General features: G+C 66.1%; 22 protein-coding genes. 8 read left to right on the top strand and 14 right to left on the bottom strand.

Annotated features, from left to right (window positions below):
* Positions 1-205 precede the first annotated feature (205 nt).
* Positions 206-1,615 (bottom strand): sigma-54 dependent transcriptional regulator, encoded by a 1,410-nt coding sequence (locus tag IB258_RS29720; protein WP_175164210.1) that lies wholly within the window; start codon positions 1,613-1,615, stop codon positions 206-208.
* A complete protein-coding gene (locus IB258_RS29725; protein WP_192353577.1) occupies positions 1,599-3,578 on the bottom strand; it encodes an ATP-binding protein in 1,980 nt (659 codons plus the stop codon). The genes IB258_RS29720 and IB258_RS29725 overlap by 17 nt, the downstream gene beginning before the upstream one ends.
* A gap of 292 nt (positions 3,579-3,870) precedes the next feature.
* Here IB258_RS29725 and IB258_RS29730 point away from each other — a divergent pair, with 292 nt between their 5' ends.
* Positions 3,871-5,250, top strand: a complete 1,380-nt coding sequence (locus IB258_RS29730; RefSeq protein ID WP_175214404.1) for a dicarboxylate/amino acid:cation symporter — start codon at positions 3,871-3,873, stop codon at positions 5,248-5,250.
* 144 nt (positions 5,251-5,394) lie between these two features.
* Here IB258_RS29730 and IB258_RS29735 read toward each other — a convergent pair whose 3' ends face one another.
* The 7 genes from IB258_RS29735 to IB258_RS29765 all read right to left on the bottom strand — a co-directional run bounded on the left by IB258_RS29735 (position 5,395) and on the right by IB258_RS29765 (position 10,684).
* Positions 5,395-6,009, bottom strand: a complete 615-nt coding sequence (locus IB258_RS29735; protein ID WP_054458764.1) for a nucleoside triphosphate pyrophosphatase — start codon at positions 6,007-6,009, stop codon at positions 5,395-5,397.
* 34 nt (positions 6,010-6,043) lie between these two features.
* Positions 6,044-6,514, bottom strand: coding sequence for a 23S rRNA (pseudouridine(1915)-N(3))-methyltransferase RlmH (gene rlmH / locus IB258_RS29740; RefSeq protein ID WP_054458762.1), 471 nt, complete (start codon positions 6,512-6,514; stop codon positions 6,044-6,046).
* A gap of 7 nt (positions 6,515-6,521) precedes the next feature.
* Complete coding sequence (gene rsfS / locus IB258_RS29745) at positions 6,522-6,923, bottom strand: ribosome silencing factor (RefSeq protein ID WP_013392761.1); 402 nt, start codon at positions 6,921-6,923, stop codon at positions 6,522-6,524.
* Between the two features lie 75 nt (positions 6,924-6,998).
* Positions 6,999-7,586: a nicotinate (nicotinamide) nucleotide adenylyltransferase gene (gene nadD, locus IB258_RS29750; protein WP_054458761.1), complete on the bottom strand. Its 588-nt coding sequence runs from the start codon at positions 7,584-7,586 to the stop codon at positions 6,999-7,001.
* A complete protein-coding gene (gene hemF, locus IB258_RS29755) occupies positions 7,583-8,494 on the bottom strand; it encodes an oxygen-dependent coproporphyrinogen oxidase (protein ID WP_054458759.1) in 912 nt (303 codons plus the stop codon). Before hemF ends, nadD begins: the two co-directional genes overlap by 4 nt.
* Positions 8,495-8,506: 12 nt before the next feature.
* Entirely contained in the window at positions 8,507-9,814 is a 1,308-nt protein-coding gene (gene purD, locus IB258_RS29760) for a phosphoribosylamine--glycine ligase (RefSeq protein WP_054458757.1), read from the bottom strand.
* Positions 9,815-9,952: 138 nt separating this feature from the next.
* Positions 9,953-10,684 (bottom strand): YebC/PmpR family DNA-binding transcriptional regulator, encoded by a 732-nt coding sequence (locus IB258_RS29765; protein WP_054458755.1) that lies wholly within the window; start codon positions 10,682-10,684, stop codon positions 9,953-9,955.
* Between the two features lie 161 nt (positions 10,685-10,845).
* Between IB258_RS29765 and IB258_RS29770 the strand changes: the two genes are divergently transcribed.
* The 3 genes from IB258_RS29770 to IB258_RS29780 all read left to right on the top strand — a co-directional run bounded on the left by IB258_RS29770 (position 10,846) and on the right by IB258_RS29780 (position 14,585).
* Entirely contained in the window at positions 10,846-12,372 is a 1,527-nt protein-coding gene (locus IB258_RS29770; protein ID WP_175164218.1) for a helicase HerA-like C-terminal domain-containing protein, read from the top strand.
* Between the two features lie 152 nt (positions 12,373-12,524).
* Positions 12,525-13,592 carry a tartrate dehydrogenase gene (locus IB258_RS29775; RefSeq protein ID WP_054458781.1) on the top strand — a complete coding sequence of 356 codons (1,068 nt, stop codon included), beginning with the start codon at positions 12,525-12,527 and terminating at the stop codon, positions 13,590-13,592.
* A gap of 33 nt (positions 13,593-13,625) precedes the next feature.
* Positions 13,626-14,585 carry a hypothetical protein gene (locus tag IB258_RS29780; RefSeq protein ID WP_192331031.1) on the top strand — a complete coding sequence of 320 codons (960 nt, stop codon included), beginning with the start codon at positions 13,626-13,628 and terminating at the stop codon, positions 14,583-14,585.
* 56 nt (positions 14,586-14,641) lie between these two features.
* On the opposite strand, the gene IB258_RS29785 is transcribed toward IB258_RS29780, so the two are convergent.
* The 5 genes from IB258_RS29785 to IB258_RS29805 all read right to left on the bottom strand — a co-directional run bounded on the left by IB258_RS29785 (position 14,642) and on the right by IB258_RS29805 (position 20,404).
* A complete protein-coding gene (locus IB258_RS29785; protein WP_054458751.1) occupies positions 14,642-16,240 on the bottom strand; it encodes a DHA2 family efflux MFS transporter permease subunit in 1,599 nt (532 codons plus the stop codon).
* Positions 16,237-17,430 (bottom strand): efflux RND transporter periplasmic adaptor subunit, encoded by a 1,194-nt coding sequence (locus tag IB258_RS29790; RefSeq protein WP_119451017.1) that lies wholly within the window; start codon positions 17,428-17,430, stop codon positions 16,237-16,239. The genes IB258_RS29785 and IB258_RS29790 overlap by 4 nt, the downstream gene beginning before the upstream one ends.
* 22 nt (positions 17,431-17,452) lie before the next feature.
* A complete protein-coding gene (locus tag IB258_RS29795; RefSeq protein ID WP_054458748.1) occupies positions 17,453-18,874 on the bottom strand; it encodes an efflux transporter outer membrane subunit in 1,422 nt (473 codons plus the stop codon).
* A gap of 96 nt (positions 18,875-18,970) precedes the next feature.
* A complete protein-coding gene (locus IB258_RS29800; RefSeq protein ID WP_125473726.1) occupies positions 18,971-19,477 on the bottom strand; it encodes a MarR family winged helix-turn-helix transcriptional regulator in 507 nt (168 codons plus the stop codon).
* Positions 19,478-19,510: 33 nt separating this feature from the next.
* Positions 19,511-20,404, bottom strand: coding sequence for a DMT family transporter (locus IB258_RS29805; RefSeq protein WP_054458744.1), 894 nt, complete (start codon positions 20,402-20,404; stop codon positions 19,511-19,513).
* A 76-nt stretch (positions 20,405-20,480) separates the two neighbouring features.
* On the opposite strand from IB258_RS29805, the gene IB258_RS29810 reads away from it, so the two are divergent.
* From IB258_RS29810 to IB258_RS29825, 4 genes are all read left to right on the top strand, one after another.
* Positions 20,481-21,458, top strand: coding sequence for a DMT family transporter (locus IB258_RS29810; protein ID WP_175164228.1), 978 nt, complete (start codon positions 20,481-20,483; stop codon positions 21,456-21,458).
* A 71-nt stretch (positions 21,459-21,529) separates the two neighbouring features.
* On the top strand, positions 21,530-22,519 hold the full coding sequence (locus IB258_RS29815) for a quinone oxidoreductase (protein ID WP_054458742.1): 990 nt from the start codon (positions 21,530-21,532) through the stop codon (positions 22,517-22,519).
* Between the two features lie 176 nt (positions 22,520-22,695).
* Positions 22,696-24,207 carry a phenylacetaldehyde dehydrogenase StyD gene (gene styD, locus IB258_RS29820; RefSeq protein ID WP_175164230.1) on the top strand — a complete coding sequence of 504 codons (1,512 nt, stop codon included), beginning with the start codon at positions 22,696-22,698 and terminating at the stop codon, positions 24,205-24,207.
* 68 nt (positions 24,208-24,275) lie between these two features.
* Positions 24,276-25,157 carry a transporter gene (locus tag IB258_RS29825; RefSeq protein ID WP_054458738.1) on the top strand — a complete coding sequence of 294 codons (882 nt, stop codon included), beginning with the start codon at positions 24,276-24,278 and terminating at the stop codon, positions 25,155-25,157.
* Positions 25,158-25,186: the final 29 nt, after the last annotated feature.

Below are 25,186 nucleotides of genomic sequence, written 5' to 3' on the forward strand. Positions count from 1 at the left end.
CTGTGAAAGTAGGTCATCGTCAAGCTTTTATTCCGCAGAACCCCACAGGTAACCCCTGTGGGGTTTTGTCTTTGTGGCGACCGAATGTATTGCGCTCGGGATCTCTCGCGCGATACCACCAGCCGCAATCCCAATGAAAAACCCCTCGCAGGAATATCCTGCGAGGGGTTTTGTTTTACTGCCGGCAATCTGGGCGCTGAACGGCCTACTGCTGCGTGTATTGCTGGCGGTCTATGCCGTGGCGCTGCAGCTTGTCATAGAAGGTCTTGCGCGGAATGCCCAGGGACTCCAGGGTGGCCTTGATGTCGCCTTGGTGCGCCTGGAGCGCCTCGCGGATGAGCTGCGCTTCGAAGCGCTCCATCCGTTCCGGCAGGCTTGACGCGGCGTCTTGGGCCACGGCGGTTGGCGGGGCAGGGATATTCAACACGCCAAGCACGACCCGCTCGGCGAAATGCGCAAGTTCACGCACGTTGCCGGGCCAGTCGTGCGTCATGAGATGTTGTTTGATGGACGCCGGCATTTCCGGGATGTCGCGCTGGAAGCGGCGCGATGCGTGGCCGAGGTAGTGGGCGAACAGCAGCGGAATGTCCTCGCGGCGTTCACGCAGCGGCGGAATCCGGATGGTGACCACATTGAGGCGGTAGAACAGGTCTTCGCGAAACTTGGCGCGTATGGCTGGACTGCCCAGGTCTTCCTTGGTGGCGGCGACCACGCGCAGGTCCAGATTGCGCACTTCGTTGCTGCCCAGAGGAGTGATCTGGCGAGATTCGAGCACGCGCAGCAGCTTGACCTGCACCGCCAGCGGCATGCTTTCGATCTCGTCCAGGAATAGCGTACCGCCGCTGGCATGCTCGATCCGGCCGATACGCTTCTTTTGGGCGCCGGTGAAGGCGCCGGGCTCGTGGCCGAAGAGCTCGCTTTCGATGACGCTTTCAGGCAGGGCGCCGCAGTTGATCGCGACCAGCGCGCGGTGCCTGCGGCGGCTCAGGCGATGCAAGGCGGTGGCAACGACTTCCTTGCCGGTTCCGGTCTCGCCTTCGACCAGTACGTCCACGTCGGCATCCGCGATATGCCGCAGCGTTTGCTTGATGCGCTGCATGGCCGGCGTCGTGCCGATGAAAGGCACCTCGTCGGCCTGGACGGCGAACGCGGCTTCGCGCAGCCGGCGGTTTTCCAGCACGAGATGGCGCTTTTCCGCAGCGTGCATGATGGCGGTGATCAGCCTGTCGGCGGCATAGGGTTTGGCCAGGAAGTCATAGGCGCCGTCGCGCATGCATTGCACGGCCGTGGCGATGTCGCCATGGCCGGTGATCAGAATGACGGGGATGTCGGGGTCTATGTCCCGCAAGCGCTGGAAGAGTTGCAGGCCGTCCATGTCGGGCATGCGTATATCGCTGACGACCACGCCGTCGAAATCGCGCGTTAGTGTGGGCAGGGCAGAGCGTGCGCTGGCATGCGCGTCCACGGCGATGCCGTGCAGCTTCAGCGTCTGCGTATTGGCGCGCAGCAGTTCGTCGTCGTCGTCGATGAATACCGCACGCGGCAAAAACGGCTGGCGCTGGCTGTCGTCAATGGATGCCGGCGCGGCTGGCGGAAATTCAGGAGCGCGGTTCATGGTGTAGCTCGGTAGCGTGTTGCTGGCCAGACGCCTTGCGTAACGTCAGGATGAACATGGCTCCGCAGCCCGGGGCATGCGGAGCGGGAAAGACGGGATCGGCCGGGCCGGCGGCGATCAGGTCGCCACCGAATTCGGTGACGATGTCGCGGCAGATGACCAGCCCCAGTCCGAGTCCTTCGGCCTTGGTCGTATAGAAGGGAGTAAACAGGTGCGCCCGCGCCTCGGCCGACAGGCCGGGACCGTTGTCGCTGACGTAGACCTGCACGGTCGCGCCCAGGTCCTGCAGCGCCACGACGATGCGGCCGTCGGGCCGGCCTTCCAGCGCTTCCATCGCGTTTTGCAGCAGATTCACCAGCACCTGTTCCAGCCGTATGCGATTGGCCAGCACCCGGTAATTCTGACCCGCGGGCGGACGTTGCAGGGCGATGCCCTGGCGCCGCGCGCGCGGCGCAACCAGCAACAGCGCGCCCTCCAGACAATCCTTCAGGTTCGCGGGACCGATGGACGTGTCGGCCTTGCGCGAAAAGGCGCGCAATTCTCCGGTGATGTGGCCGATCCGCTCCGTCAACGCGGCGATGGTACCCAGGTTTTCCTGCGCCGAGCCTTCATCTTGCCTGCGCAGGAACTCGGCGGCGTTGTCCGCATAGGCGCGTATGGCCGCGACAGGCTGGTTGATCTCGTGCGCCACGCCGGCTGCCACCTGTCCCAGCAGGGCGAGCTTGCTGGCCTGGACCAGTTCTTCTTGCATGGTGTGCAAACGGGCGGCGGTGCGTTGGCGCTCGTCCATCTCATCGACCAGTTGTTCGTTGACTTGCAGCAGCTGAGCCGTGCGTTCATCGACCAGCGAGGCCAGCTGTTCGTGGATGGCGGCCTGCTGCTCGGCACGCTCACGGTTGCGGTGGCGGCGAAAGAGAACGATGCCGACCAAGGCGGCTAGCGCGCACTGCGCAAGCAGCGCGCCCAGCTGGGCGTTTGCGGTAGCCTGGTTGATGGCCGTCTGCACGGGCGACAACAGATGCAGTGTCCAACCAGGGGACTCGACAATGGGTAACGTCGTGTGCACCAGCGGCGCGCCTGCGGGGATCTGTGGCAGGGTTACGTCGGCGCGCACCAGCTGGCCGTGGCTGATGGCTTGTAGCTGCGGCCGCAAGGGTAGCGGGAAAAAGGGCGCGTCGCCGAATTGCAGGCTGCTGCGCAAGGCCCGGGCCAAGTCTGGGGTGAGCGGAGCCAGCACATCGAAACGCCAGTCGGAGATACTGCCCAATAGCACTACGCCATGCTCGTCCGTGACGAAAATGGGCGAAACCGATTGGCGCCAGTCGGCCTCCAGGTCCCGGAAATCCACTTTCAGCACGACCACGCCCAGCATGGCGCCGTTGACGTCATCCACGCGTCGCGACAAGTACAGCCCGGCTTCGTGGCTGATCGTGCCCAAAGCGAAGTGTTCGGCCGAGCCATGGGCTACCGATCCCTGGAAATAGGGCCGAAACTGGTAGTCCACGCCGACAAACGTGGCGGGTTCACGCCAGTTGCTGGCAGCGATCGCAAGGCCCTTCTTGTCCAGCACATAGATGGCGGATGCGCCGACGCCGCGGCTCAACGTATCGAGCTTGTCGTCCAGGGATTCGATCTGCACGTGCGAGCCTCCCTGCAGCGCCGCGCGCACGTCGACATCGCGCGTCAGGACAAAGGGCAGCGCCCTGAATTTGTCCAGGTTGTTGCGCAGCAATGCCGCGTTGAGCTGGGCTGCCACGCGTGCCTGCTCCCCGGCATTCTTCAGCGCGCCGTCGCGCGCCCAGAGCGTGGCGGCGTGCAGTACGCCATAGACGAACGCGACACCCAGCAGGATGGCGATGGCCTTCCAGGGCCAAGGCCAGACAGGCGTGTTCCGTGGGCGCCGCGGCTTTCTGGCCTGGTCCACGCCGGGTCGGGCATCGCGGGGAGAGGAGTGGGTCGACATGGGTTGTGCGGTTTTTCGCACATTCTATCTCTTTTTTGTGTGAAATTCCGCCAATAAAGGTCGGGGCAGTGCGCTGAGAGAAGAAAAATTCCTTTTTTGATCAAGGGCTTGGAGCGCAAGAGGAAGGTCTGCCGATGTTGGCACGCCTCTTGCATTAGTAAAGCCAAGCCCGGCGGCGTTGCCTGCGGGGTGAAATCGGCTTGCGGCGATACGCGCTTGCCAGAAAACAGATAACGCCCCAACGCCCGCGCTGAACCGCCCGGAGCAAGGGGCCTTGGTGGGGACAATCCCAATGATCGACGTGGATCAAGTCGCGCCCGCGCGCAAGCTCAAGTTCTATCAAATCCTCTATGTGCAGGTGATTTTCGCCATCGTGGTGGGCGTGCTGCTGGGCGCATTCAAACCCGAGCTCGGCCAGCAGATGCAACCGCTGGGCGACGCCTTCATCAAGCTGGTGAAGATGATCATCGCGCCGGTGATCTTCCTGACCGTGGCCACCGGCATCGCGGCGATGAGCGACCTGAAGAAGGTCGGCCGCGTGGCGGGCAAGGCCATGCTGTACTTCCTGGTGTTCTCCACGCTTGCGTTGATCGTAGGCATGATCGTCAGCCATATCGTCCAGCCGGGCGCCGGCATGCACATCGACCCCAAGACGCTGGACGAGAAGGCGGTCTCGGGCTACGTGGCCAAGGCGCATGACTCGACCATCACGGGCTTCCTGATGAACGTGATCCCGACCACGATCTTCAGTCCGTTCGTGGGCGGCGACATTCTCCAGGTGCTGTTCGTGGCGGTGTTGTTCGGCATTTCGCTGGCCATGGTGGGCGAACGCGGCCAGCCGATACTGAACTTCATGACTGCCCTGGCACAGCCCGTCTTCAAGCTGGTCGCCATCCTGATGAAGGCCGCGCCCATCGGCGCGTTTGGCGCGATGGCCTTCACCATCGGCAAGTACGGCATCAAGTCCGTCATCAATCTGGCGATGCTGGTGGGTACGTTTTACGCAACCTCGGTGCTGTTCGTGGTCGTGGTGCTGGGCCTGGTGGCGCGCTACAACGGCTTTTCGATCCTGAAGCTGGTGCGCTACATCCGCGAAGAACTGCTGCTGGTGCTGGGCACCAGTTCGTCCGAAGCCGCGTTGCCCACGCTGATGCAGAAGATGGAACGCGCCGGCTGCTCGAAGTCGGTGGTCGGGTTGGTCGTACCCACCGGCTACTCGTTCAACCTGGACGGCACCAACATCTACATGACGATGGCGGCGCTGTTCATCGCGCAGGCTTGCGATATTCCGCTGTCGCTGGGCGACCAGATCCTGCTGCTGCTGGTGGCGATGCTGAGCTCCAAGGGCGCGGCGGGCGTGACCGGGGCAGGCTTCATCACCCTGGCCGCAACCCTGTCGGTGGTGCCTTCCGTTCCGGTCGCCGGCATGGCGCTGATCCTGGGCGTGGACCGCTTCATGTCGGAATGCCGCGCGCTGACCAACCTGGTCGGCAACGCGACTGCCGCCGTGGTCGTGGCGCGCTGGGAAGGGGAGCTGGATAAGGAGCAGCTGCATGCCGCGCTCGAGGGCGAGCTTCAGCCCACGCCCGTGCCCGTGCCTGCCACGGCTCCGGTTCAGGAAGCGCCGAGGGCTGGCGGCGTACCCATGGGCCAGCCGCTGCAGCATGGCTGAAACAGCGTAGATCCGCGGGTGCCTGCAGGCGGCCGCAACTATTGATGCAGCTGTAAGCCCCGGCAAGAAGGACTGCCCGCCGGAAAAAAATCCCCCGGACCTCGACGGTCTCGGGGGATTTTTTTCGACCGGAGGCCGCGGTTTTCAGGGCACCTGTATCCCTGCCGCGCGCAACAGGTTTGCGGTTTCGAACAAGGGCAGGCCCATCACGCCGGTATAGCTGCCGGCGATATGCGAAACGAACGTGCCCGCCAGGCCCTGGATGCCATAGGCGCCGGCCTTGCCGTAGGGCTCGCCGCTGTCGCAGTAGCGGCCGAGTTCCTCATCCGTCAGCGCGCGCATGCGGACCTCGGTGATGGACACGGCCTCCAGCAACTGGTTTCCAGTCCAGACGGCGACGGCGGTGTGCACTTCGTGGGCGGAGCCGGACAGCGCGCGCAGAATGCGCATGGCGTCGTCGCGGTCGGCCGGTTTGCCCAGTACTGCGCCCGCCAGGATGACCGTGGTGTCGGCGGCCAGCAGCGGCAGTTGCGGCAGGTCCTGGCTGAGCATCCAGTCGCGTCCGCGCAGGGCCTTGTCGCGCGCAGTGCGCTGGACATAGTCGGCGGCGCTTTCGCCGGGATGTTGGGGTTCGTCCTCGCCCGGCGGGGCGGGTACGAGCAGGACTTCGTGGGCCAGGCCGACCTGGGTCAGCAGCTCGCGCCGCCGGGGACTGGCGGAGGCAAGGTAGAGGCGCGCGGAGGTTGCGGTGTCGGTCATGCGTCAGCAGGATGGGCGCCGGCCCGGCCAGCGGTCAGGCGCGGTGGTAGGGATGATTGGTCATGATGGCCCAGGCCCGGTAGAGCTGTTCGGCCAGCACCACGCGCACCATGGGGTGCGGCAGCGTCAGCGACGACAGGCGCAATTGGCCGGAACAGGATGCCTTCAGGTCGGCATCCAGCCCGTCCGGGCCGCCGACGAGAAAAGCAACATCCTGACCGCCGGCGCGCCATTGTTCCAGCTTCTGCGACAACGCCATGGTGGTGAGGTCGCGTCCGCGTTCGTCCAGCGCCAGGCGCAAGACGCTGGCGGGCAGGGCGGCTTCGATCCGCTTGGCTTCCGCCGCCATCATCTGGGCGGGCGTCTTGCCGGTGGTGCGGGGTTCAGGCTTGATTTCGCGCAGTTCCAGCGCGCAGTCGGCCGGCAGGCGCTTGGCGTAGTCGTCCCAGGCGGTTTGCACCCAGTCCGGCATGCGCGTGCCCACGGCCACGACGATCAGCTTCACGGCGCGCTCAGTACTCGGCGTCGTGCGCGCCGTCGTTGGCGACCGGCGCGGGGCGGGTGGACTCGGGCAGGAGTTTCACGCGCACCGGCTTGCCGCCCCAGATCTCTTCCAGGTTGTAGTACTGGCGGATGGCGGGCTGCATGATGTGCACGACCACGTCGCCCAGGTCGACCACGACCCATTCGCCCGTGTCTTCGCCTTCGATGGTGATGCCGGAGAGATCGAGCGCACGGCCGCGATCCGCCACGCTGGAAGCGAGGGCGCGGGTCTGGCGGTTGGAGGTGGCGCTTGCAATCACGACGCGATCGAACAGGCTGGTCAGATGCGTGGTGTTGTAGACCTTGATGTCTTGCGCCTTGACGTCTTCGAGGGCGTCGATGACGGCGCGTTGGAGTTTTTGTATATCCATAGTCAGTAAATATAACCCGCGGGCGGACAGCGGATGCTGGCCCCGTGGCGCTTTCAGCGCACCGCGGGTGTAGGTTTATCGGTAAAGATGGTGCGCCGCAATATACGCGGCCACCGGAGCGGCAAGCAGGCCTTCGGTGGATTCGCCTTGCGCCAGGCGCTGGCGGATCTGCGAGGCCGAAACCGGCATGGGAGCAAAAGGCAGTTCCTGCAGTTCGCGTCCCTGGCCGCGCAGGTGTTCGGCCAGCGCCGGCGGGGCGCTGAGCGCCGTGCCCGGGCGGGTGGCCACGGCCAGGTCCACCAGGCTGGCGATGTCCTGCCAGTCGCGCCAGGTGCAGAAATTCGCCAACTGGTCGGTGCCCAGCAGCCAGACGTAGCGCGCGTCCTGGGGCAGGGCGCGCAGCGTGTCGATGGTGTAGGTCGCGCCGCCGCGGTCGATTTCGATGGGATTGACCACCAGGCCCGCATGGCCGGCGATGGCCAGTTGCAGCATGTCGCGGCGTTGTTCGGCCGTGGCGTGCAACGCTGCGCGTTGCCAGGGATTGGCCGCGGGGATGAGCTGCACCTCGGCCAGGCCCAACGTCTGCAAGGCATTCTGCGCCAGGGCGATGTGCGCGACGTGGACGGGGTCGAAACTGCCGCCCAGCAGGCCGATGCGCTTCAAACCCAGTCCCGCGGTTTGAGGTAGGCGGCCAATTCGGCCTCGGGCGTGCCTGCCTCGGGCTGCCAGTCGTAGCGCCACTGCGCCAGCGGCGGCATGGACAGCAGGATCGACTCGGTACGTCCGCCGGACTGCAGGCCGAACAGCGTGCCGCGGTCGAAGACCAGGTTGAATTCCACATAGCGGCCGCGGCGGTAGGCCTGGAAATCGCGCTCGCGCTCGCCGTAGGCCTGGTCGCGGCGGCGTTCCACGATCGGCATGTAGGCCGGCAGGAAGGCGTCGCCCACCGATCGGGTCAGCGCGAACGAGGCGTCAAAGCCGGGAGCGTTCAGGTCGTCATAGAAGATGCCGCCCACGCCGCGCGTTTCATTGCGGTGTTTTAGGAAGAAGTACTCGTCGCACCAGCGCTTGTAGCGCGGGTAGTAGTCGGCGCCATGGCCGGCCAGGGCATCGCGGCAGGTGGCGTGGAAATGGCGGGCGTCTTCCTCGTAGGGATAGTAGGGCGTCAGGTCGATGCCGCCGCCGAACCAGAAGACGTCGGCCTCGTCGTGGCCGGGCCGGGCTGCCGCCAGGAACATGCGCACGTTCATGTGCGTGGTGGGCACGTAGGGATTGCGCGGGTGCAGCACCATGGACACGCCCATGGCTTCCCAGGACCGGCCGGCCAGTTCCGGGCGGTGCGCGCTGGCCGAGGGCGGCAGCTTGCTGCCCTGGACATGGCTGAACAGCACGCCGGCCCGTTCGAACAGCGAGCCGCCTTCCAGCAGGCGCGACAGCCCGCCGCCGCCCTCGGGGCGGACCCATTCGTCGGTACGGAAGGCCGCGCCCTCGGCGGCTTCCAGGGCGCCGACGATGCGGGCCTGCAAGCCGGTGAGGTAGTCCCGGACGGAAGAGACGGGCAAGGCGTTCATCGACGGTTCCGGCTAGGCGTTGGGCTTGGACTTCTGCTGCGAAGGCTTGAGCGCGCGCCAGCCGATGTCGCTGCGATACTGGCGGCCGTCGAAGTGGATGCCGTCGATCGCTTCGTAGACGCGGTCGCGGGCCATCTTGACGGAGTCGCCCAGCGCCGTGACGCACAGCACGCGGCCGCCGGTGGTCTTGACTTCGTCGCCGTCGAGCTTGGTGGCGGCGTGGAACACCATGCAGTCCTCGGCGTCGGCGGGCAGGCCGCGGATGACGTCGCCGGTGCGCGGCGTGTTGGGGTAGTTGTGCGCGGCCAGCACGGCGCCCAGGGCGGTGCGGCGGTCCCAGGTGATGTCGGCCTGGTCGAGCGTGCCGTCGACGGCATGCTCCAGGGCGTCCAGCAGGTCGCTCTTGACGCGCATCATGATGGGCTGGGTTTCAGGATCGCCCATGCGGCAGTTGAATTCCAGGGTCTTGATCTCGCGGTCGGGGTCGTCGCCCGGGGCGATCATCAGGCCGGCGTACAGGAAGCCCGTGTACGGGATGCCATCGCGCGTCATGCCCTGCACGGTCGGCAGGATGATTTCGCGCATGATGCGGTGGTGCAGTTCCGGGGTGACGATGGGCGCGGGCGAATACGCGCCCATGCCGCCGGTATTGGGACCCTGGTCGCCGTCCTGCAGGCGCTTGTGGTCCTGGCTGGTGGCCAGGGCCAGCACGTTGCGGCCGTCGCACATGACGATGAAGCTGGCTTCTTCGCCCACCAGGCATTCCTCGATGACGACGCGGGCGCCAGCGGCGCCCATGGAGCCGTCGCCCAGCATGGCGTCCACGGCGGCATGCGCCTCTTCCAGCGTGGCGGCGACCACCACGCCCTTGCCGGCGGCCAGGCCATCGGCCTTGATCACGATGGGAGCGCCTTCCTGGTCGATGTAGGCGTGCGCCTTGGCCGGATCGGTGAAGGTTTCGTAGCGGGCGGTCGGGATGTTGTGCCGGACCATGAAGGCCTTGGCGTAGTCCTTCGAGCTTTCCAGCTGCGCTGCGGCCTTGGTGGGGCCGAAGATCTTCAGGCCGCGGGCGCGGAACACGTCGACGACGCCAGCGGCCAGGGGGGCTTCAGGGCCGACGACGGTCAGGGCGACGCCTTCGCGTTGCACGAAATCGGCCAATTCCTCGGCATTGGTGAACGGGACGTTCTCGATCTGTTCGGCGCGTTGCGTGCCGCCGTTGCCGGGAGCGACGTATACCTTGTGGACGCGCGGGGAGCGGGCCAGCCGCCAGGCGAGGGCGTGTTCTCGGCCGCCAGAGCCAATTACCAGGAGTTTCATGTTGCGAGGTTCTTTAGGTTGCCAGTCGAGCGCCGCAAGGCGCCAGCCCGTGGAGTAGGCCAGGATCCAGGCGGACCCGGATCCGGTGACAGCGTGGCGCCGGGCAGGCAAGGCCCGCCCGGCGCCGGGGTAATGGAGTTACTGCGCTTCGTCGAAAACGACGTTCGTATAGACTTCCTGCACGTCGTCCAGGCCTTCCAGGGCGTCGAGCAGTTTCTGCATCTTGATGGCGTCTTCCCCGGCGAGTTCGGTCTCGTTCAGGGCTTTCATGACGATGCCGTCCACTTCGGCCTTCAGGCCGGCGGCGTCGAAGGCGCCGCGCACGGCGGCGTAGTCAGCCGGGGCGCAGACCACTTCGATCACGCCTTCCTCGTCGGTCGTCACGTCTTCCGCGCCGGCTTCGAGGGCGGTTTCCATGACCTTGTCTTCCGAGGTTCCGGGGGCGAAGACGAATTGGCCGCAATGCTTGAACATGAAGGCGACCGAGCCTTCCTGGCCCAGGTTGCCGCCGTTCTTGGCGAAGGCGTGGCGCACTTCGGCGACGGTGCGGGTGCGGTTGTCTGTCATGCAGTCGACGATGACGGCTGCGCCGCCGATGCCGTAGCCTTCGTAGCGGACTTCTTCGTAGGCCTCGCCGTCGGCGCCGCCCGCGCCGCGTTGGATGGCGCGCTGGATGTTGTCCTTGGGCATGTTGGCGTCGGTGGCCTTGTCCCAGGCCATGCGCAGGCGCGGGTTGCTGTCCGGGTCAGGGCCGCCGGCACGCGCCGCCACGGTGATTTCACGAATGATCTTGGTCCAGAGCTTTCCGCGCTTGGCGTCTTGGCGCCCTTTGCGGTGCTGAATATTGGCCCATTTGCTGTGTCCGGCCATGGCTTCCCAGGGTAATTTGTCTGCAAAAATGGCATTTTACCGTGCCAGCGCCCGGCGCGCCCGGGGGCGGACCGCATGTGTCCATATTGCCACGCGCACAAGCGGCGCGGCAGGCTCTACACTTGGGCATCCATCTGATTCCCTGGTCCGGAGAGCTGCACATGCCCAACCCCATCGTCATCGCCAAGAATGCACAGACCGAATTGGCGCTGCTACCCGCCCTGGCAAACCGCCACGGCTGCATCACGGGGGCCACGGGCACCGGCAAGACCGTCACCTTGCAGGTTTTGGCCGAATCCTTCTCCCGTATCGGCACGCCGGTGTTCATGGCCGACGTCAAGGGCGACCTGACCGGCATTTCCCAGGCCGGCGCCGCGACTCCCAAGCTGCTGGAACGCCTGAAGAACCTGGGCCTGAGCGAACCGGCCTGGGCGGCCAGCCCCGTCACCCTGTGGGACGTGTTCGGCGAGCAGGGGTTGCCGGTGCGCGCCACGGTGTCGGACATGGGGCCGCTGCTGCTGTCCCGCATCCTGGAATTGAACGACACGCAGGAAGGCGTGCTGACGCTGGTCTTCAAGGTCGCCGACGACGAGGGCCAGTTGCTGCTGGACCTGAAGGACCTGCGCGCCATGCTGCAGAACGTCGCCGACCGCGCTTCGGAGCTGAAGACACGTTACGGGAATGTGTCTTCCGCCAGCATCGGCGCCATTCAGCGCGGCTTGCTGGCGCTGGAATCGCAGGGTGCGGAGAAATTCTTCGGCGAACCCATGCTCGACGTGGCCGACCTGATGCGCACGGATGCGCAGGGCCGCGGCATGGTCAACGTGCTGGCCGCGGACAAGCTGATGCAGGCGCCGCGCCTGTATGCAATTTTCCTGTTGTGGCTGCTGGCGGACCTGTACGAGAAGCTGCCCGAAGTCGGCGACATGGACCAGCCCAAGCTGGTGTTTTTCTTCGATGAGGCCCACCTGCTGTTCAACGATGCGCCCGCCGCTCTGCTGAACAAGATCGAGCAGGTGGTGCGCCTGGTCCGCTCCAAGGGCGTGGGCGTCTATTTCGTGACACAGAACCCGCTGGACATCCCCGACACCGTACTGGGCCAATTGGGCAACCGCGTCCAGCACGCCTTGCGGGCATTCACGCCGCGCGACCAGAAGGCCGTGAAGACGGCGGCCCAGACGATGCGTCCCAATCCGGGGCTGGACATCGAGGCCGCCATCACCGAGCTGGGCGTGGGCGAGGCGCTGGTTTCCTTGCTGGATCCCAAGGGGCGGCCAATGCCGACCGAACGCGCCTACATCGTGCCGCCGGCCAGCCGGATCGGCCCGGCGACCGACGCGGAGCGGCAGGCGTTGCGCCAGGGCAGTCCGCTGGCGTCGAAGTATGAGAAATCCATAGACCGCGAGTCCGCCTATGAAGTGCTGGCCGGGCGTGCGGCCAAGCCGGCGGACCAGGCCGGCGCGGCCGGGAACGGTTCCGCGCAGCCCGCAGGCAAGGGCGCTGCCGAGGAATCGGGTGGCGGCCTCATGGACAGCCTGAACGAGGTTCTGTTCGGGTCGACGGGGCCGCGCGGCGGCAAGCGCGACGGCGTGGTGCAGACCATGGCCAAGAGCACGGTCCGGTCGATCGCGCGTGAACTGACCCGGGGCATTTTGGGCTCCTTGCTGGGCTCGAAAGGCCGGCGTTGAAATCCTGATCCTGCGTGCCTGCCAGCAGTGGCTGGCGCGTCCGATTCGGGGCCGTATCGAGTAACATTTCCGTGCAATGATATGGAGGCTGCGCGTGGCCGCTCAGACCCGCGGCGCGCATAGTGCATCCAAGGAAAACAAAGGAAGACGTGGTGGCAAAGAAACACAAGATTGCGGTGATTCCTGGAGACGGCATCGGCAAGGAAGTCGTGCCTGAGGGCTTGAAGGTGCTGGACGCGGTCGCAACGCGATTCGGCATCGATTTTCAGTGGGACCATTTCGACTGGAGCTGCGACTACTACGCCAAGCACGGCAAGATGATGCCGGACGACTGGCAGGCGCAGATCGGCCAGCACGAAGCGATTTTCTTCGGCTCCATCGGCTGGCCCGCCACGGTGCCTGACCACGAAGCGCTGTGGGGCTCGCTGTTCAAGTTCCGCCGCGAGTTCGACCAGTACATCAACCTGCGCCCGGTGCGCCTGATGCCTGGCGTGCCCTCTCCGCTGAAGGACCGCCAGCCCGGCGAGATCGATTTCTTCATCGTGCGCGAGAACACCGAAGGCGAATACTCCAACAGCGGCGGCCGCCTGTTCGCGGGCACCGAACGCGAAGTGGTCATCCAGGAAAGCGTCTTCACGCGCATCGGCGCCGACCGCGTCCTCAAGTTCGCCTTCGAACTGGCGCAGAAGCGCGGCAAGCACCTGACCGCCGCCACCAAGTCCAATGGCATTTCCATTTCGATGCCCTGGTGGGACGAGCGCGTGGCCGAGATGGGCGAGAAGTACCCGGACGTGCGCTGGGACAAGTACCACATCGACATCCTGTGCGCGCATTTCGTGCAGCATCCCGACTGGTTCGACGTGGTGGTGGCTTCCAATTTGTTCGGCGACATCCTGTCCGACCTGGGACCGGCCTGCACGGGCACCATCGGCATCGCGCCTTCGGCCAACCTGAACCCGGAACGCAAGTTCCCGTCCCTGTTCGAACCGGTGCATGGTTCGGCGCCGGACATCTACGGCAAGGGCATCGCCAACCCGATCGGCCAGATCTGGAGCGGCGCGCTGATGCTGGACTTCCTTGGCTATCCGGACGCTTCGGCTGCGGTGGTCAAGGCCATCGAAACCGTCCTGGCGGAAGGTCCGCGTACCCGGGACATGAAGGGCACTGCCTCCACCGCCGACGTCGGCAGCGCGATTGCCGCGCTGATCGCGGCGGGCTGAGGCAAGTCGCCGGCAAGGCCCCCAGGCCAGTCAATGGACGATTCCGTCTTTTCCTCCTCCGCTGCCCAGGTGGGCAGCGGACGGGCCGACCGTTTCGTGCGCAAGCTGTTTCGCGTGCTACGGTCGCGCACGCAGAGGCACAATCAACATTTATGGCCTTTCGTCCGGATCTGGCGGGGCAGGTCGGGCGCCATCAGCGGTTTTCGAGCTTTTGGCAGGTCGCAGCCGGTCACGCCGCTGGCCGAGGGATACGATTCCGCCGACAAGGAAGTTCATCTGATCCTGAGCGGCCCGTCGGTCACGCAGATTCCATATGATCGGCTGGATATCCGGGCGGCGATGGGCGTGAACGGCGCCATCATGCTGACGCGCAAGTTCGACCTGCCGTTCAAGTATTACTGCATCATCGACCAGAACTTCGTCCGTGAGCGTATCGACCTGGTGCGCGAAATCGTGTCGCGCGACCTGACCCTGTACGTCTTGCCCGAGGTCTTGCGCTACATCATGCAGGGCTTGCCGCAGGAGTCGATCCGCTGCCGCATCTGCATCATCGAACTGATCTCCGAGCGCGCCTACCAGCGCATTTCCGCGCCGTCCGTGCTGCAGCGCATGGCGGCAGCCTCGCCCGACGTGCAGCTGCTGGACGCGAAACGGGGCATGGGGTTCAGCTTCAATGTGGAGCTGGGCGTATTCGACGCCGACACCGTGGCTTATGCGGCATTACAGGTGCTGGTATCCAGCGGCGCGCGCAAGGTCTACGCGCACGGGCTGGATCTGACGCTGCAGAACGGCTTGCGCTTCTATGATGAAGGGCAGACGCCCCAGTCCAGCAGGCTGGCGCGCAAGTTCGCGCAACTGATCGAGCCCTCATTCCGCTTCGCCGCCGCGCAATGGCGCGCTCGTGGCATCTCGGTGTTCAACCTGTCGCCCACCAGCGCCTTGCCGGCCGACGTCATCGAGCGCGCCGACTGGCAGGTCTTGCTGAAGGAATAGCGTTCTTGTGCCGCCAGGCCCCGGACGCAGATCGGTCCGGGGCCTGGCGCTGTGCCTCAGTGGGCGCCGGCCGCCGCTTCGGCCGCGCCGCCGCCGCCCGCCTTGGCCGACCGGGGACGAGCGAACCAGACCAGGCCGGTGAGTGCCAGGAAGATGATCGCGGAGGCGTAGAACACGTCTACCGCGGACATCGTGAAGGCTTGCGCATTGATCAGTCCGTCCACCATCGTCAGCGCTTGCTGATGCGTCACGCCCAGCCCGTTCTGCAGCGTCGCCATGGTCTGGTCGAACGCCTGCTGGCCGGGCTTGGCGACTTCGGTGAGCTGCGCGTGATGCATGGTCGCGCGGTTTTCCCACAGGGTGGTGGCGATGGACGTGCCGAACGCGCCCGCGGTCAGGCGCAGGAAGTTCGACAGACCCGAGGCCGCGGGAATGCGCCACGGCTCGATGCTGGACAGCGTGATCGACGTAAGCGGCACGAAGAACGTCGCCATGGCCGCGCCCTGGATGATGGTCGGCACCATCAGCGTGCGGACATCGGTCTGGGTGTTGAAGCCAGAACGCATGAAGCACACCAGCGCGAAGATCAGGAACGCCACCGTCGCGATCTGCCGCGGATCGCGCGTGGCCAGCATCTTGCCGACGATGGGCGTCAGCAGGATCGCCAGCAGGCCCACCGGCGCGGTCACCAGCCCCGCGTAGGTCGCGGTGTAGCCCATGTTGCTTTGCAGCCATAGCGGCAGCAGCACCACGTTGCCGAAGAAGACGCCGTAGGCCACCGCCAGCGTCAGCGCGCCGACCGTGAAATTGCGGATCTTGAACAGGCGCAGATCCACCACGGGGTGGGCGTCGGTCAGCTCCCAGATCAGGAAGAAGACGAAGGCGACGAACGCGGTGGCGGCCAGCGCGATGATGGTGCCGCTGGCGAACCAGTCCAGCTCCTTGCCCTTGTCCAGCATGATCTGGAGCGCGCCTACCCACACCACCAGCAGCGCCAGCCCGACCTTGTCGATCGGCAGCTTGCGCGTGACCGATTCGCGGTCGCCATAGATGCGCCAGCTGATCCAGGCGGCCAGCAGGCCCACCGGCACGTTGATGTAGAAGATCCACGGCCAGGTGTAGTTGTCGGAGATCCAGCCGCCCAGCAAGGGCCCGGCGACGGGCGCCACCAGCGTGGTCATGGACCAGACCGCCAGCGCCATGCCCGCCTTGGACTTGGGGAAACTCGCCAGCATCAGCGCTTGCGACAGCGGAATCATGGGCCCGGCGACCGCGCCTTGCAGCACGCGGAACGCGATCAGCGCTTCCAGCGAGGGCGCAAAGCCGCACAGCCATGACGCCAGCACGAACAGCAGGGTGGAGATCAGGAACAGCCGCACCTGTCCAAAGCGCTGCGTGAGCCAGCCCGTGAGCGGCACTGTGATCGCGTTGGCCACGGCGAACGACGTGATGACCCAGGTGCCCTGGCTGGTGCTGACGCCCAGATCGCCGGAGATGGTCGGGATGGACACGTTCGCGATGGACGTGTCCAGCACGTTCATGAACACCGCCGTGGACAGCGCGATGGACCCGATGATGCGGGTCGCGCCTTCCAGCGGCGGGTGGGCGCCGGGCGGGGGCGCCGGCGCGGCGGCGGGCTGCTTGGCTGCGCTCATGATGCGAGGTTGGCCTCGATGATCTTGCTGATCATGGCGTCGACTTCGTCATGGGCCGGCTCGAAGGCGCGCGTCGACCAGGCCGGCTCCTTGCGTTCGGCCTGCGTCAGCGGTTCGCCTTCCTGCTTGCCCACGTCCACTTCCACGTCCATCGACAGGCCCACGCGCAGCGGGTGCTTCTTCAGGTCCTCGGGGTCCAGCGCGATGCGCACCGGCACGCGTTGCACCACCTTGATCCAGTTGCCGGTGGCGTTCTGCGCGGGCAGCAGGGCGAAGGCGCTGCCGGTGCCGGCGTCCAGGCCGGCGATGGTGCCGTGGTAGGTGACCGAGCTGCCGTACAGGTCGGCCACCATCTTGGCCGGCTGGCCGATGCGCATCTTGCGCAGCTGGCCTTCCTTGAAATTGGCCTCGATCCACACCTGGTCCAGCGGCACCACCGTCATCAGGGCCGAACCGGGCGCGACGCGCTGGCCGACCTGCACGCTGCGCCGGGCCACCACGCCACCCACCGGAGCGGGCAGCACGGTGCGCGATTGCGCCAGCCAGGCGTTGCGCAGGCCGGCTGCGGCCTGCTGCACGTCGGGGTGGTCGGCGACCGTGGTGCCCTGGGTCAACGCCTGGTTGGTGGCCAGCTTGGCGCGGGAGGCTGCCAGCGCGGCGCGGGCTTGCGCCAGGCCTGACTGGGCGGACTTCAGCGCGGCTTCGGCGTGCAGGATCTCTTCGCCGCTGACGCCGCCGGACTTGGCCAGTTGCTGGCGGCGGTTGACGTCGCTTTGCGCGCGGGTCAGTTCGGCCTGGGCGCGCAGGATGTCGGCGTTGCGCAGGTCGACGTCGGCGGCCAGGGCGTCGTTCTGGACGTAGATGGTGCGCACCTGGCGCACCGTTTGCGCAAGTTTGGCCTGGGCCTGCTGCAAGGCCACGTCGGTGTCGGCCGGGTCCAGGCGCACCAGCGGCTGGCCGGCGGCCACGGTTTCCGTGTCGTCGGCCTCGATGGCCACGACCGTGCCGGGCACTTGCGGCGTGATCTGCACCAGGTTGCCATGCACGTAGGCGTCGTCGGTGCTCTCGAAATGAGCGCCGAAGAGCGCCCACCAGATGCCGTAAGCGATCGCGATGAGGATGAAGGCGCCGGTTGCCAGCAGCAGCAGGCGTTTGCGGGCGGGATTGGCGGCGGGAGTGGCTGCGGTCATGACGTCTGAGTCCGGGGAGCGTTCAATGGGTGGAGTTCGTGGCGGGGGCCGGCTCGGCCGCGGGGGCGTAGCCGCCGCCCAGCGCATTGGCGAGATTGGCGTCCAGCTGATAGGCGCGGATGCGCAGATCGGTGTCCAGTCGCGCCTGTGTCAGCACGCCGGTCTGCGCAATGAGCACGGAGATGTAGTTGCCCATGCCGGCCTTGTAGCGCTTGACCGCCAGGTCATAGGCGGCGTCGATGGCTTCGCGGGCCTGGCGCTGCTGGGCCTTTTCCTGGTCCAGCAGGCGCAGGCCGTCGAGCGCATCGGCCACCTGGTGCACGGCGTCCAGCACGGTCTGGTTGTAGTCCGACACCGCGAGGTCGGCGTCGGCGCGCCGGCCCGCCAGGTTGGCGTTCAATTCGCCGCCGTGGAAGATCGGCAGCGTGACCGCCGGGCCGAAGCCGGCCATGCGGGCATCCGCGCCCAGCAGATTGCCGGTGCCCATGGCCTGGAAGCCGACGAACGCCGCCAGGTTCACATTGGGGTAGAACTCGGCCTTGGCGCTGTCGATGGCGTGGCGGGCGGCTTCGGCGCGCCATTTCGCGGCGGTGACGTCGGGGCGATGGCCCAGCAGGTCCAGCGGCACGTTGGCGGGCACGCCGCCGGCGGGAGCGGTCAGCGCCACCGGCTGCAAGGATTGCCCGCGTTGCGGACCGGCCCCGGCCAGCGCGGCGACCTGATTGCGCAGCTGCGCCAACGTGGTGTCGGTCTGGGTCAGTTCCACCTTGCCGGCGGCCAGCGACGATTCCGCCTGTTTGACTTCCACCTGGGTGTCCAGCCCGGCCGTGTAGCGGCCTTGGGTCAGTGACAGCACCTCGGCGCGTTGGGCCAGTACGCGGTTGAGCACGTCACGCTGGGCAAAGGCGTTCTGCAGATTCAGGTAGGCGCGGACCAGGGCGCCGGCCAGCAGATTGCGCGCCGCCTGCGCATCGGCCGCGGCGGCGGCTTGCTGCGATACGGCCGCTTGCAGGCGCGACCGGTTCTTGCCCCAGAAGTCCAGCTCATAGCTGAAGTCCAGCGCCAGCCGGTTGTCGCTGACGACCGAGCCGCCCATGGGAGCGGGGTAGATGTAGTCCTTGGACAGGTGTTCGCGGGTCAGCGTGTAGTTGGCATCCACCCGGGGCAGCAGCGGGGCGCGTGCGATGCCGACGGCGGCATTGGCCTTGGCCAGGCGCGCTTGCGCCGCGCTCATCGAGGGGTTGTTGGCCAAGCCCTCGTCCAGCAAGGCATTGAGCTGCGGATCGCCGTAGCGCTGCCACCATTGGGTTTCGGGCCAGACGGTGTCCTGGCTGGTGAGCCCCAGCTTGGCGCCGTCCAGCGCGGCCACCGGCTCGGAGCCGGATTCCATCAATGCGCAACCGCTCAGGGCCAGCACCAATACGGTAGTGAGAAGGCGTTTCATCCTGACTGTTTGCTGAAAGTAATTGATTGATCTGTATTTGCCTAGGCAATCATTATGCCAAATAAAACCCCGAAAGCCGGGGTTCGCTGGCGGACCTTAGCGGTTTGGGGGGGCTGACGAGGCGGAGCCGTTGGCGATCATCCGGCGCAGCAGGTGCTTGAGCTGCGCGACTTCGTCGCTGGAAAACCCGCGCAGGTGGTAATTCAGTACCCGCGCGATATTGGGCGGGATCGCGCGCGCCTTGGCCTCGCCGATCTCGGTGAGTTCGATCTTGACGACCCGGCGGTCTGTCTGGCACCGGTTGCGGCGCAGCAGTCCCTTGGCTTCCAGCCGGTCCAACGCGCGGGTCATGGCGCCCGTGTCCATGCCTGTAAGCCTGGCGAGTTCAGCGGGCGTATCGGCGCGGCCCTGGAACACCAGCAGCACCGGACGCCATTGCATCGCGGTGAGTTCCAGCGGGGCCATTTCCTGGTCCAGCATCCGGTTCAGGGAATTGGAAACCAGTTTGATCAGGAAGCCGGCGTTTTCATCCATTACGCAGCTGGCGTCTGCGCGGTAATGGACGGGGCCGTCGGACGGAGAAGTGGGAGGCGCAGCAGTCATATGCGCCGAATTTTACTGCCTAGTCAGTTATTGTCAAGGCTGCGTTTTCGCCGCGATGTCCGGCTGTGCGGCGGGCGCCTGCTTGCGCAGGCCCGACCAGACGATGGCGGCCACGATCAGGGCGGCGCCCGCCATCATGCGCGGCGTGGGCTCCTGGCTGAACAGCGCCCACGCGAAGGCGATGGCGTAGACCGGCTCCAGCGCGATGACCAATCCGGCGCTGCGCGCGTTCAGCCGCGTCAGGCTGGACACGAACAGATAGTGCGACAAGCCGGTGCAGAAAATGCCCAGCAGCGCCAGCCAGAACCAGTCCAGCGCAGGCAGCGCAGGCAACTGGGATACGGCGAAGGGCAGCATTACCAACGCCACGATCAGGTTCTGCCAGCAGGCCACCTGCATCGGGTCCATGCCCGAGGCCGAACGGCGGTTGCTCAGCGCCAGCAGCGCGAAGCTCAGGCCCGACAACAGGCCCCAGGCCAGGCCGATGGTGCCCTGGTCGGCCAGGTCGAACGCGGGCGTGACCAGCACCAGGCCTGCAGTCACCAGGCCCAGCAGCAGCCATTCGGTCGGACGGATGCGTTCCCGGAAGAGCAGGCCCTCGAACAAGGTGATGAAAGCGGGGAAGCTGGCGAAACCCAGCGTGGCGATGGCGATGCCGCCGACTTTCACGGCGATGAAGAAAGTGACCCAGTGGCCCGCCAGCAGGGCGCCGGACACTACCAGCACGAACAGCTGCGCCGGCGTCAGGGCGCCCAGGAGCGGCTTGCGGCGCATGCGGGCGAACAGCCCCAGCGCGAGCACCGCGAAGACGGCCCGGCCCAGCGTGATCACGGCGGCGCTGGCCTGGATCAATTCGCCGAACACGCCGGTCAGGCCGAAAAGCACGGCGGCAACGTGGATGTAGGTGAGGGCGCGGTGTCGGGTCATGCGTGAGGCAGGCGTATGGCGAAGAAAGCGTGGGTAAAGGCGTGCGGTGTTTTTGCACTGAACATAAAATCATCGCATGAATCGCCTTGCCAAGCTTTCGCCGTCCTTCCGCCTTTCCAACCGCACCGCCGGCTTTTTCCTGGCGACCCTGGGCGCAGTCCTGTTCTCGGCCAAGGCCATCGTGGTGAAGTTCACTTACCGCTACGGCATCGACGCGGTCACCCTCATTGCCTTCCGCATGCTGTTCGCCATGCCGTTCTTCGCTGCGGTGGCCTGGCATCAGTCGCGCCGCGCGGCGCGCGGCGAAATCCCCGTGATGACCTGGAAGGAGCGCGCGCAGGTCTGCGTGCTGGGCCTGCTGGGCTATTACCTGTCCAGCTTCCTGGACTTTCTGGGGCTGCGCTACATCACCGCCAGCCTGGAGCGCCTGATCCTGTTCCTGTCGCCTTCGCTGGTGGTGTTGCTGTCGGCGTTCTGGTTCAAGCGCGCGGTCGAGCGCCGCCAGTGGATGGCCATGGCGCTGTCCTATGCCGGGGTGGTGCTGGTGTTCGCCCACGACCTGTCCTTCGGCGGCGGCGAGGTGCTGTTAGGGTCTTTGTTCGTTTTCGGGTCGGCCGCAAGCTATTCTGTGTACCTGATCTGTTCGGGGGAACTGGTCAAGCGCTTGGGGGCGACGCGCCTGGTGGCGTATGCCATGCTGGTGTCTTGCGTGGCCTGCATCATCCAGTTCTTTGCCGTGCATCCCCCGTCCATGCTGATCCAGCCTGCCGGGGTCTACGGGTATTCGGTGATCCACGCCACGCTGAATACCGTGGTGCCGGTGTTCATGCTGATGTGGGCGGTGGCGCTGATCGGCGCGCCCACCGCGTCGCTGCTGGGCATGATCGGGCCGGTGTCGGTGCTGTTTCTGGCGTCGTGGTTTCTGCAAGAGCCCATCACTGTGTGGCAGATGGCGGGGACCGCGTTGGTGCTGGCAGGGGTATTCGTGCTGATGGGGGGCGGGGCCGGCAGGCTGGCGTCCGCCAGGCAGGACGGGACCCGGCCATCGCGTTGAATCTGATTTTTCTCGTTCAGGGGCCGCAGACAGGCTCTCGTTAGCATTTTTTCCAATGAAAGGAGGCCAGCATGGCCAGCAATCTCGTCAAGGCAATTCGTATCGAGCAGCACGGTGGTCCTGAAGTCCTGAAGCTGGTCGAGGTGGAAGTGCCTCCGCCCGCCGCCAATGAAGTCACGATCGAGCAGCACGCCGCCGGCCTGAACTTCATCGATATCTATTACCGCACGGGCTTGTATCCCCACGCGTTGCCGCACGGCCTGGGCTTCGAGGGCGCGGGTGTCGTGACCGCGGTCGGCGCCGACGTCACGCATCTGAAAAAGGGCGACCGCGTCGCCTACGGCCAGAGCCCCATCGGCGCCTACGCCAAGGCGCGCAACGTTCCGGCCGCGCAGGTCGTCAAGGTGCCCAAGGGCATCGGCTTTGACGAAGCCGCGGCTTTGATGCTCAAGGGCCTGACGGTGCAATACCTGTTCCGCCAGACCTACCGTCTGCAAGGCGGCGAGACCATCCTGTTCCACGCGGCCGCAGGCGGCGTGGGCCTGATCGCGTGCCAATGGGCCAAGGCCCTGGGCGTGAAGCTGATCGGCACCGTCTCCAGCCCCGAGAAGGCCGAACTGGCCCGCGCCAATGGCGCCTGGGAAACCATCGACTACTCGCGCGAGAACGTGGCCGAGCGCGTGCTCGAGCTGACCGGCGGCAAGAAGGTGCCGGTGGTGTATGACGGCGTGGGCAAGGACACCTGGGAAACCTCGCTGGACTGCATCGAGCCGCGCGGCTTGATGGTGAGCTTCGGCAACGCGTCCGGCCCCGTGTCTGGCGTCAACCTGGCGACGCTGAACCAGAAGGGCTGCCTGTACGTGACGCGCCCGTCGCTGGGCCTGCACGTGAACACGCTGGCCAAGCTGCAAGCCGCCTCCGAGGAGCTGTTCGACCTGGTCCTGAAGAAGAAGATCAAGGTCCGCATCGACCAGCGCTACACGCTGGAGCAGGCCGGCGAGGCCCAGACCGCGCTGGCCGCGCGCAAGACCACCGGCGCCACGGTGCTGATGCTGGACTGATCCGACGTCCGCGATGCGCGGGCCCCACAAGGGCGCCGCGCCAGGCCCGGCACCGCGCTGCGCGTTGCCGGGTTTTTTTTGCCGTGCGCAGAATGACAAAACGCCATGCACGGTCCGACAAGCCTTCCGGGAAGGCCGTTGCTATCCTGGCTTCAACCATTTCGTTGGAGCTTCGAATGTCTTCAGCAAGCGCAAGCGCCGCCGGCCACGCCGGTTCTGATCGCCCGGAACTGGCCGCCATCCGGGAAGCCATGCTCATCGATGGCAAGCCGGTGCGCGAAGGACAAGGCGCGCCCATCGCCGTCCATGATCCGGCCACGGGCGACGTCATCGCCCATCAGCCCGACGCCGGGCCGCAGCAGGTGGACCTGGCGGTGCAGGCCGCCAGGCGCGCCTTCGGATCCGGTCCCTGGCGTGACATGCTGCCTGCAGGGCGCGAACGCCTCTTGCTGAAATTGGCCGACCTGATCGAGCAGCACGGCACCGAACTGGCCCGTCTGGAAACCCTGAACAACGGCAAGCTGCTGGGCGTGGCGCAGGGCCTGGAAGTCGGGTCGGGCGCGCAGTGGCTGCGTTACATGGCGGGGTGGGCGACCAAGATCACGGGCGACACCCTGTCGCTGTCCATACCGTTTCCGCCGGGCGTGCGGTACAGCGCCTATACCTTGCCGCAGGCGGTGGGCGTGGTGGCCGCGATCATTCCGTGGAATTTTCCGCTGTTGATGGCGATCTGGAAGATCGCGCCCGCCTTGGCGGCGGGCTGCACCGTGGTGCTCAAGCCTGCCGAGGAAACGCCGTTGACGGCGCTGCGCCTGGCCGAGTTGGTGCTGGAGGCGGGCTTTCCGCCCGGCGTCGTCAACGTCGTGACCGGCCGGGGCGAGACCGCTGGCGCCGCGCTGGTTGCGCATCCCGGCGTGGACAAGATCGCGTTCACGGGGTCGACCGAAGTCGGCAAGCTCATCGGGCGCGCCGCGATGGACGACATGAAGCGGGTTTCGCTGGAGCTGGGCGGCAAGTCCCCCGTGATCGTGCTGGACGACTGCGACGTCGACCGCGCGGTGCAGGGCGCCGCGGCCGCCATTTTCTTCAACCAGGGCCAGGTTTGCACGGCGGGTTCGCGCCTGTATGTGCAAAAAGGCCTGTATCCCAAGGTCGTCCAGGGACTGGCGGACCTGGCCGCCGGCATGAAGCTGGGGTCCGGATTCGACCCCGCCACCCAGGTCGGCCCGCTGGTGTCGGCCCGCCACCAGAAGCGCGTCATGGACTACATCGGCCTTGGACGCAGCGAAGGCGGACGGGTGCTGGCGGGAGGAGGCAGCGGCAGCGGCTCGGGCTACTTCGTGCAGCCCACCGTTTTCGCGGACGTGCCGCCGGGGGCGCGTATCGTTCGCGAGGAGATCTTCGGACCTGTCGTGGTGGCGCAGCCCTTCGATACGCTGGACGATGCGGTGCGGCTGGCCAACGACAGCGCTTACGGCCTGGGCGCCAGCCTCTGGAGCAACGATCTCTCCCGCGTGCAAGGCCTGATCCCGCGCATCGATGCCGGCACCGTCTGGGTGAACACGCACAACATGCTGGATCCCAACATGCCTTTCGGCGGATTCAAGCAGTCCGGCATCGGCCGCGAACACGGCCGCGCCGTGCTGGAGATGTACCTGGAGCGGAAGTCCGTTTGCATCGCTTACTAGAACGATGAGCGCGCGGCCCAAGCCGGGAAATACCGGTGGCCGCGCTTTCATGACACCAAGGGGAAGACATGGCAGGCAGGACAGGTAGCCGGGGCCGCCGACGGGCCACGCTGTTGCTCGCGTGCGCGGCAGCGTCGCAGGCGGCATGGGCAGGAGACCCCAGCGCGCGGGATTGGATACCCGCGCCGGTGGGCACCAATATCATCGCCGGGTATCTGGCGGGATTGCGATCCTCGGGCTTGTATGCCGAGGGGCAGCGGGTGGACGGCGCGTCCGTCGACGTGAATGCGCTGGTGTACCGCCAGATGCACTATCGCGACTTCTACGGCAAGACGATGCAGCTCGAATTCATCGTGCCGATGTACCGGACCTCGCTGGACCTGCCGGGCGCGCCCGGCGACCACCAGACCGGTATCGGCGACGTGACGCTCGGGTCGGCCATCTGGCTGTACAACAACGAGCAGACCAAGACCTGGTTCGCCTGGGAGCCCTTTGTGGTGGCGCCGGTGGGCCGTTATGACGGTTCGCGTCCCGACGTGTCTCCGGGCAAGAACCGCTGGTCCACCATCCAGGATTTCGCGTTCGTGCAGGGCTTCGGCGAATCCACCTATCTCGAAGCCATCGCCGAGGTGGAGATCTACGGCCGCAATACGGACTGGTATGGGCAGACGCTGAAGAAGGATCCCTCGTTCCGTTTCTTCGCGCTGGCTTCGACCAACCTGACGCCCGATACCTACACCGGCATCCGTTACCGCTACGAGACTGGCGGCAAGGAAACCTCGTCCGGCGAGACCGTCGCCACGCGGGCGCGCAATCACCAGCTGGCCGTCGAACTGACGCATCAGATCAACGACGCCAACCAGATTCAGATGCAGTACATCCACGACCTGAAGGTCGAGAACGGACCGCGGATGCGTGGCGTGCAGTTGCGCTACGTCTATGCGTTCTAGGAGAACCGGACCATGAGACCAGGAGAATA

Source organism: Achromobacter sp. ACM02 (genome assembly GCF_014851605.1).
Classification (GTDB): Bacteria; Pseudomonadota; Gammaproteobacteria; order Burkholderiales; family Burkholderiaceae_B; genus Achromobacter; species Achromobacter aegrifaciens.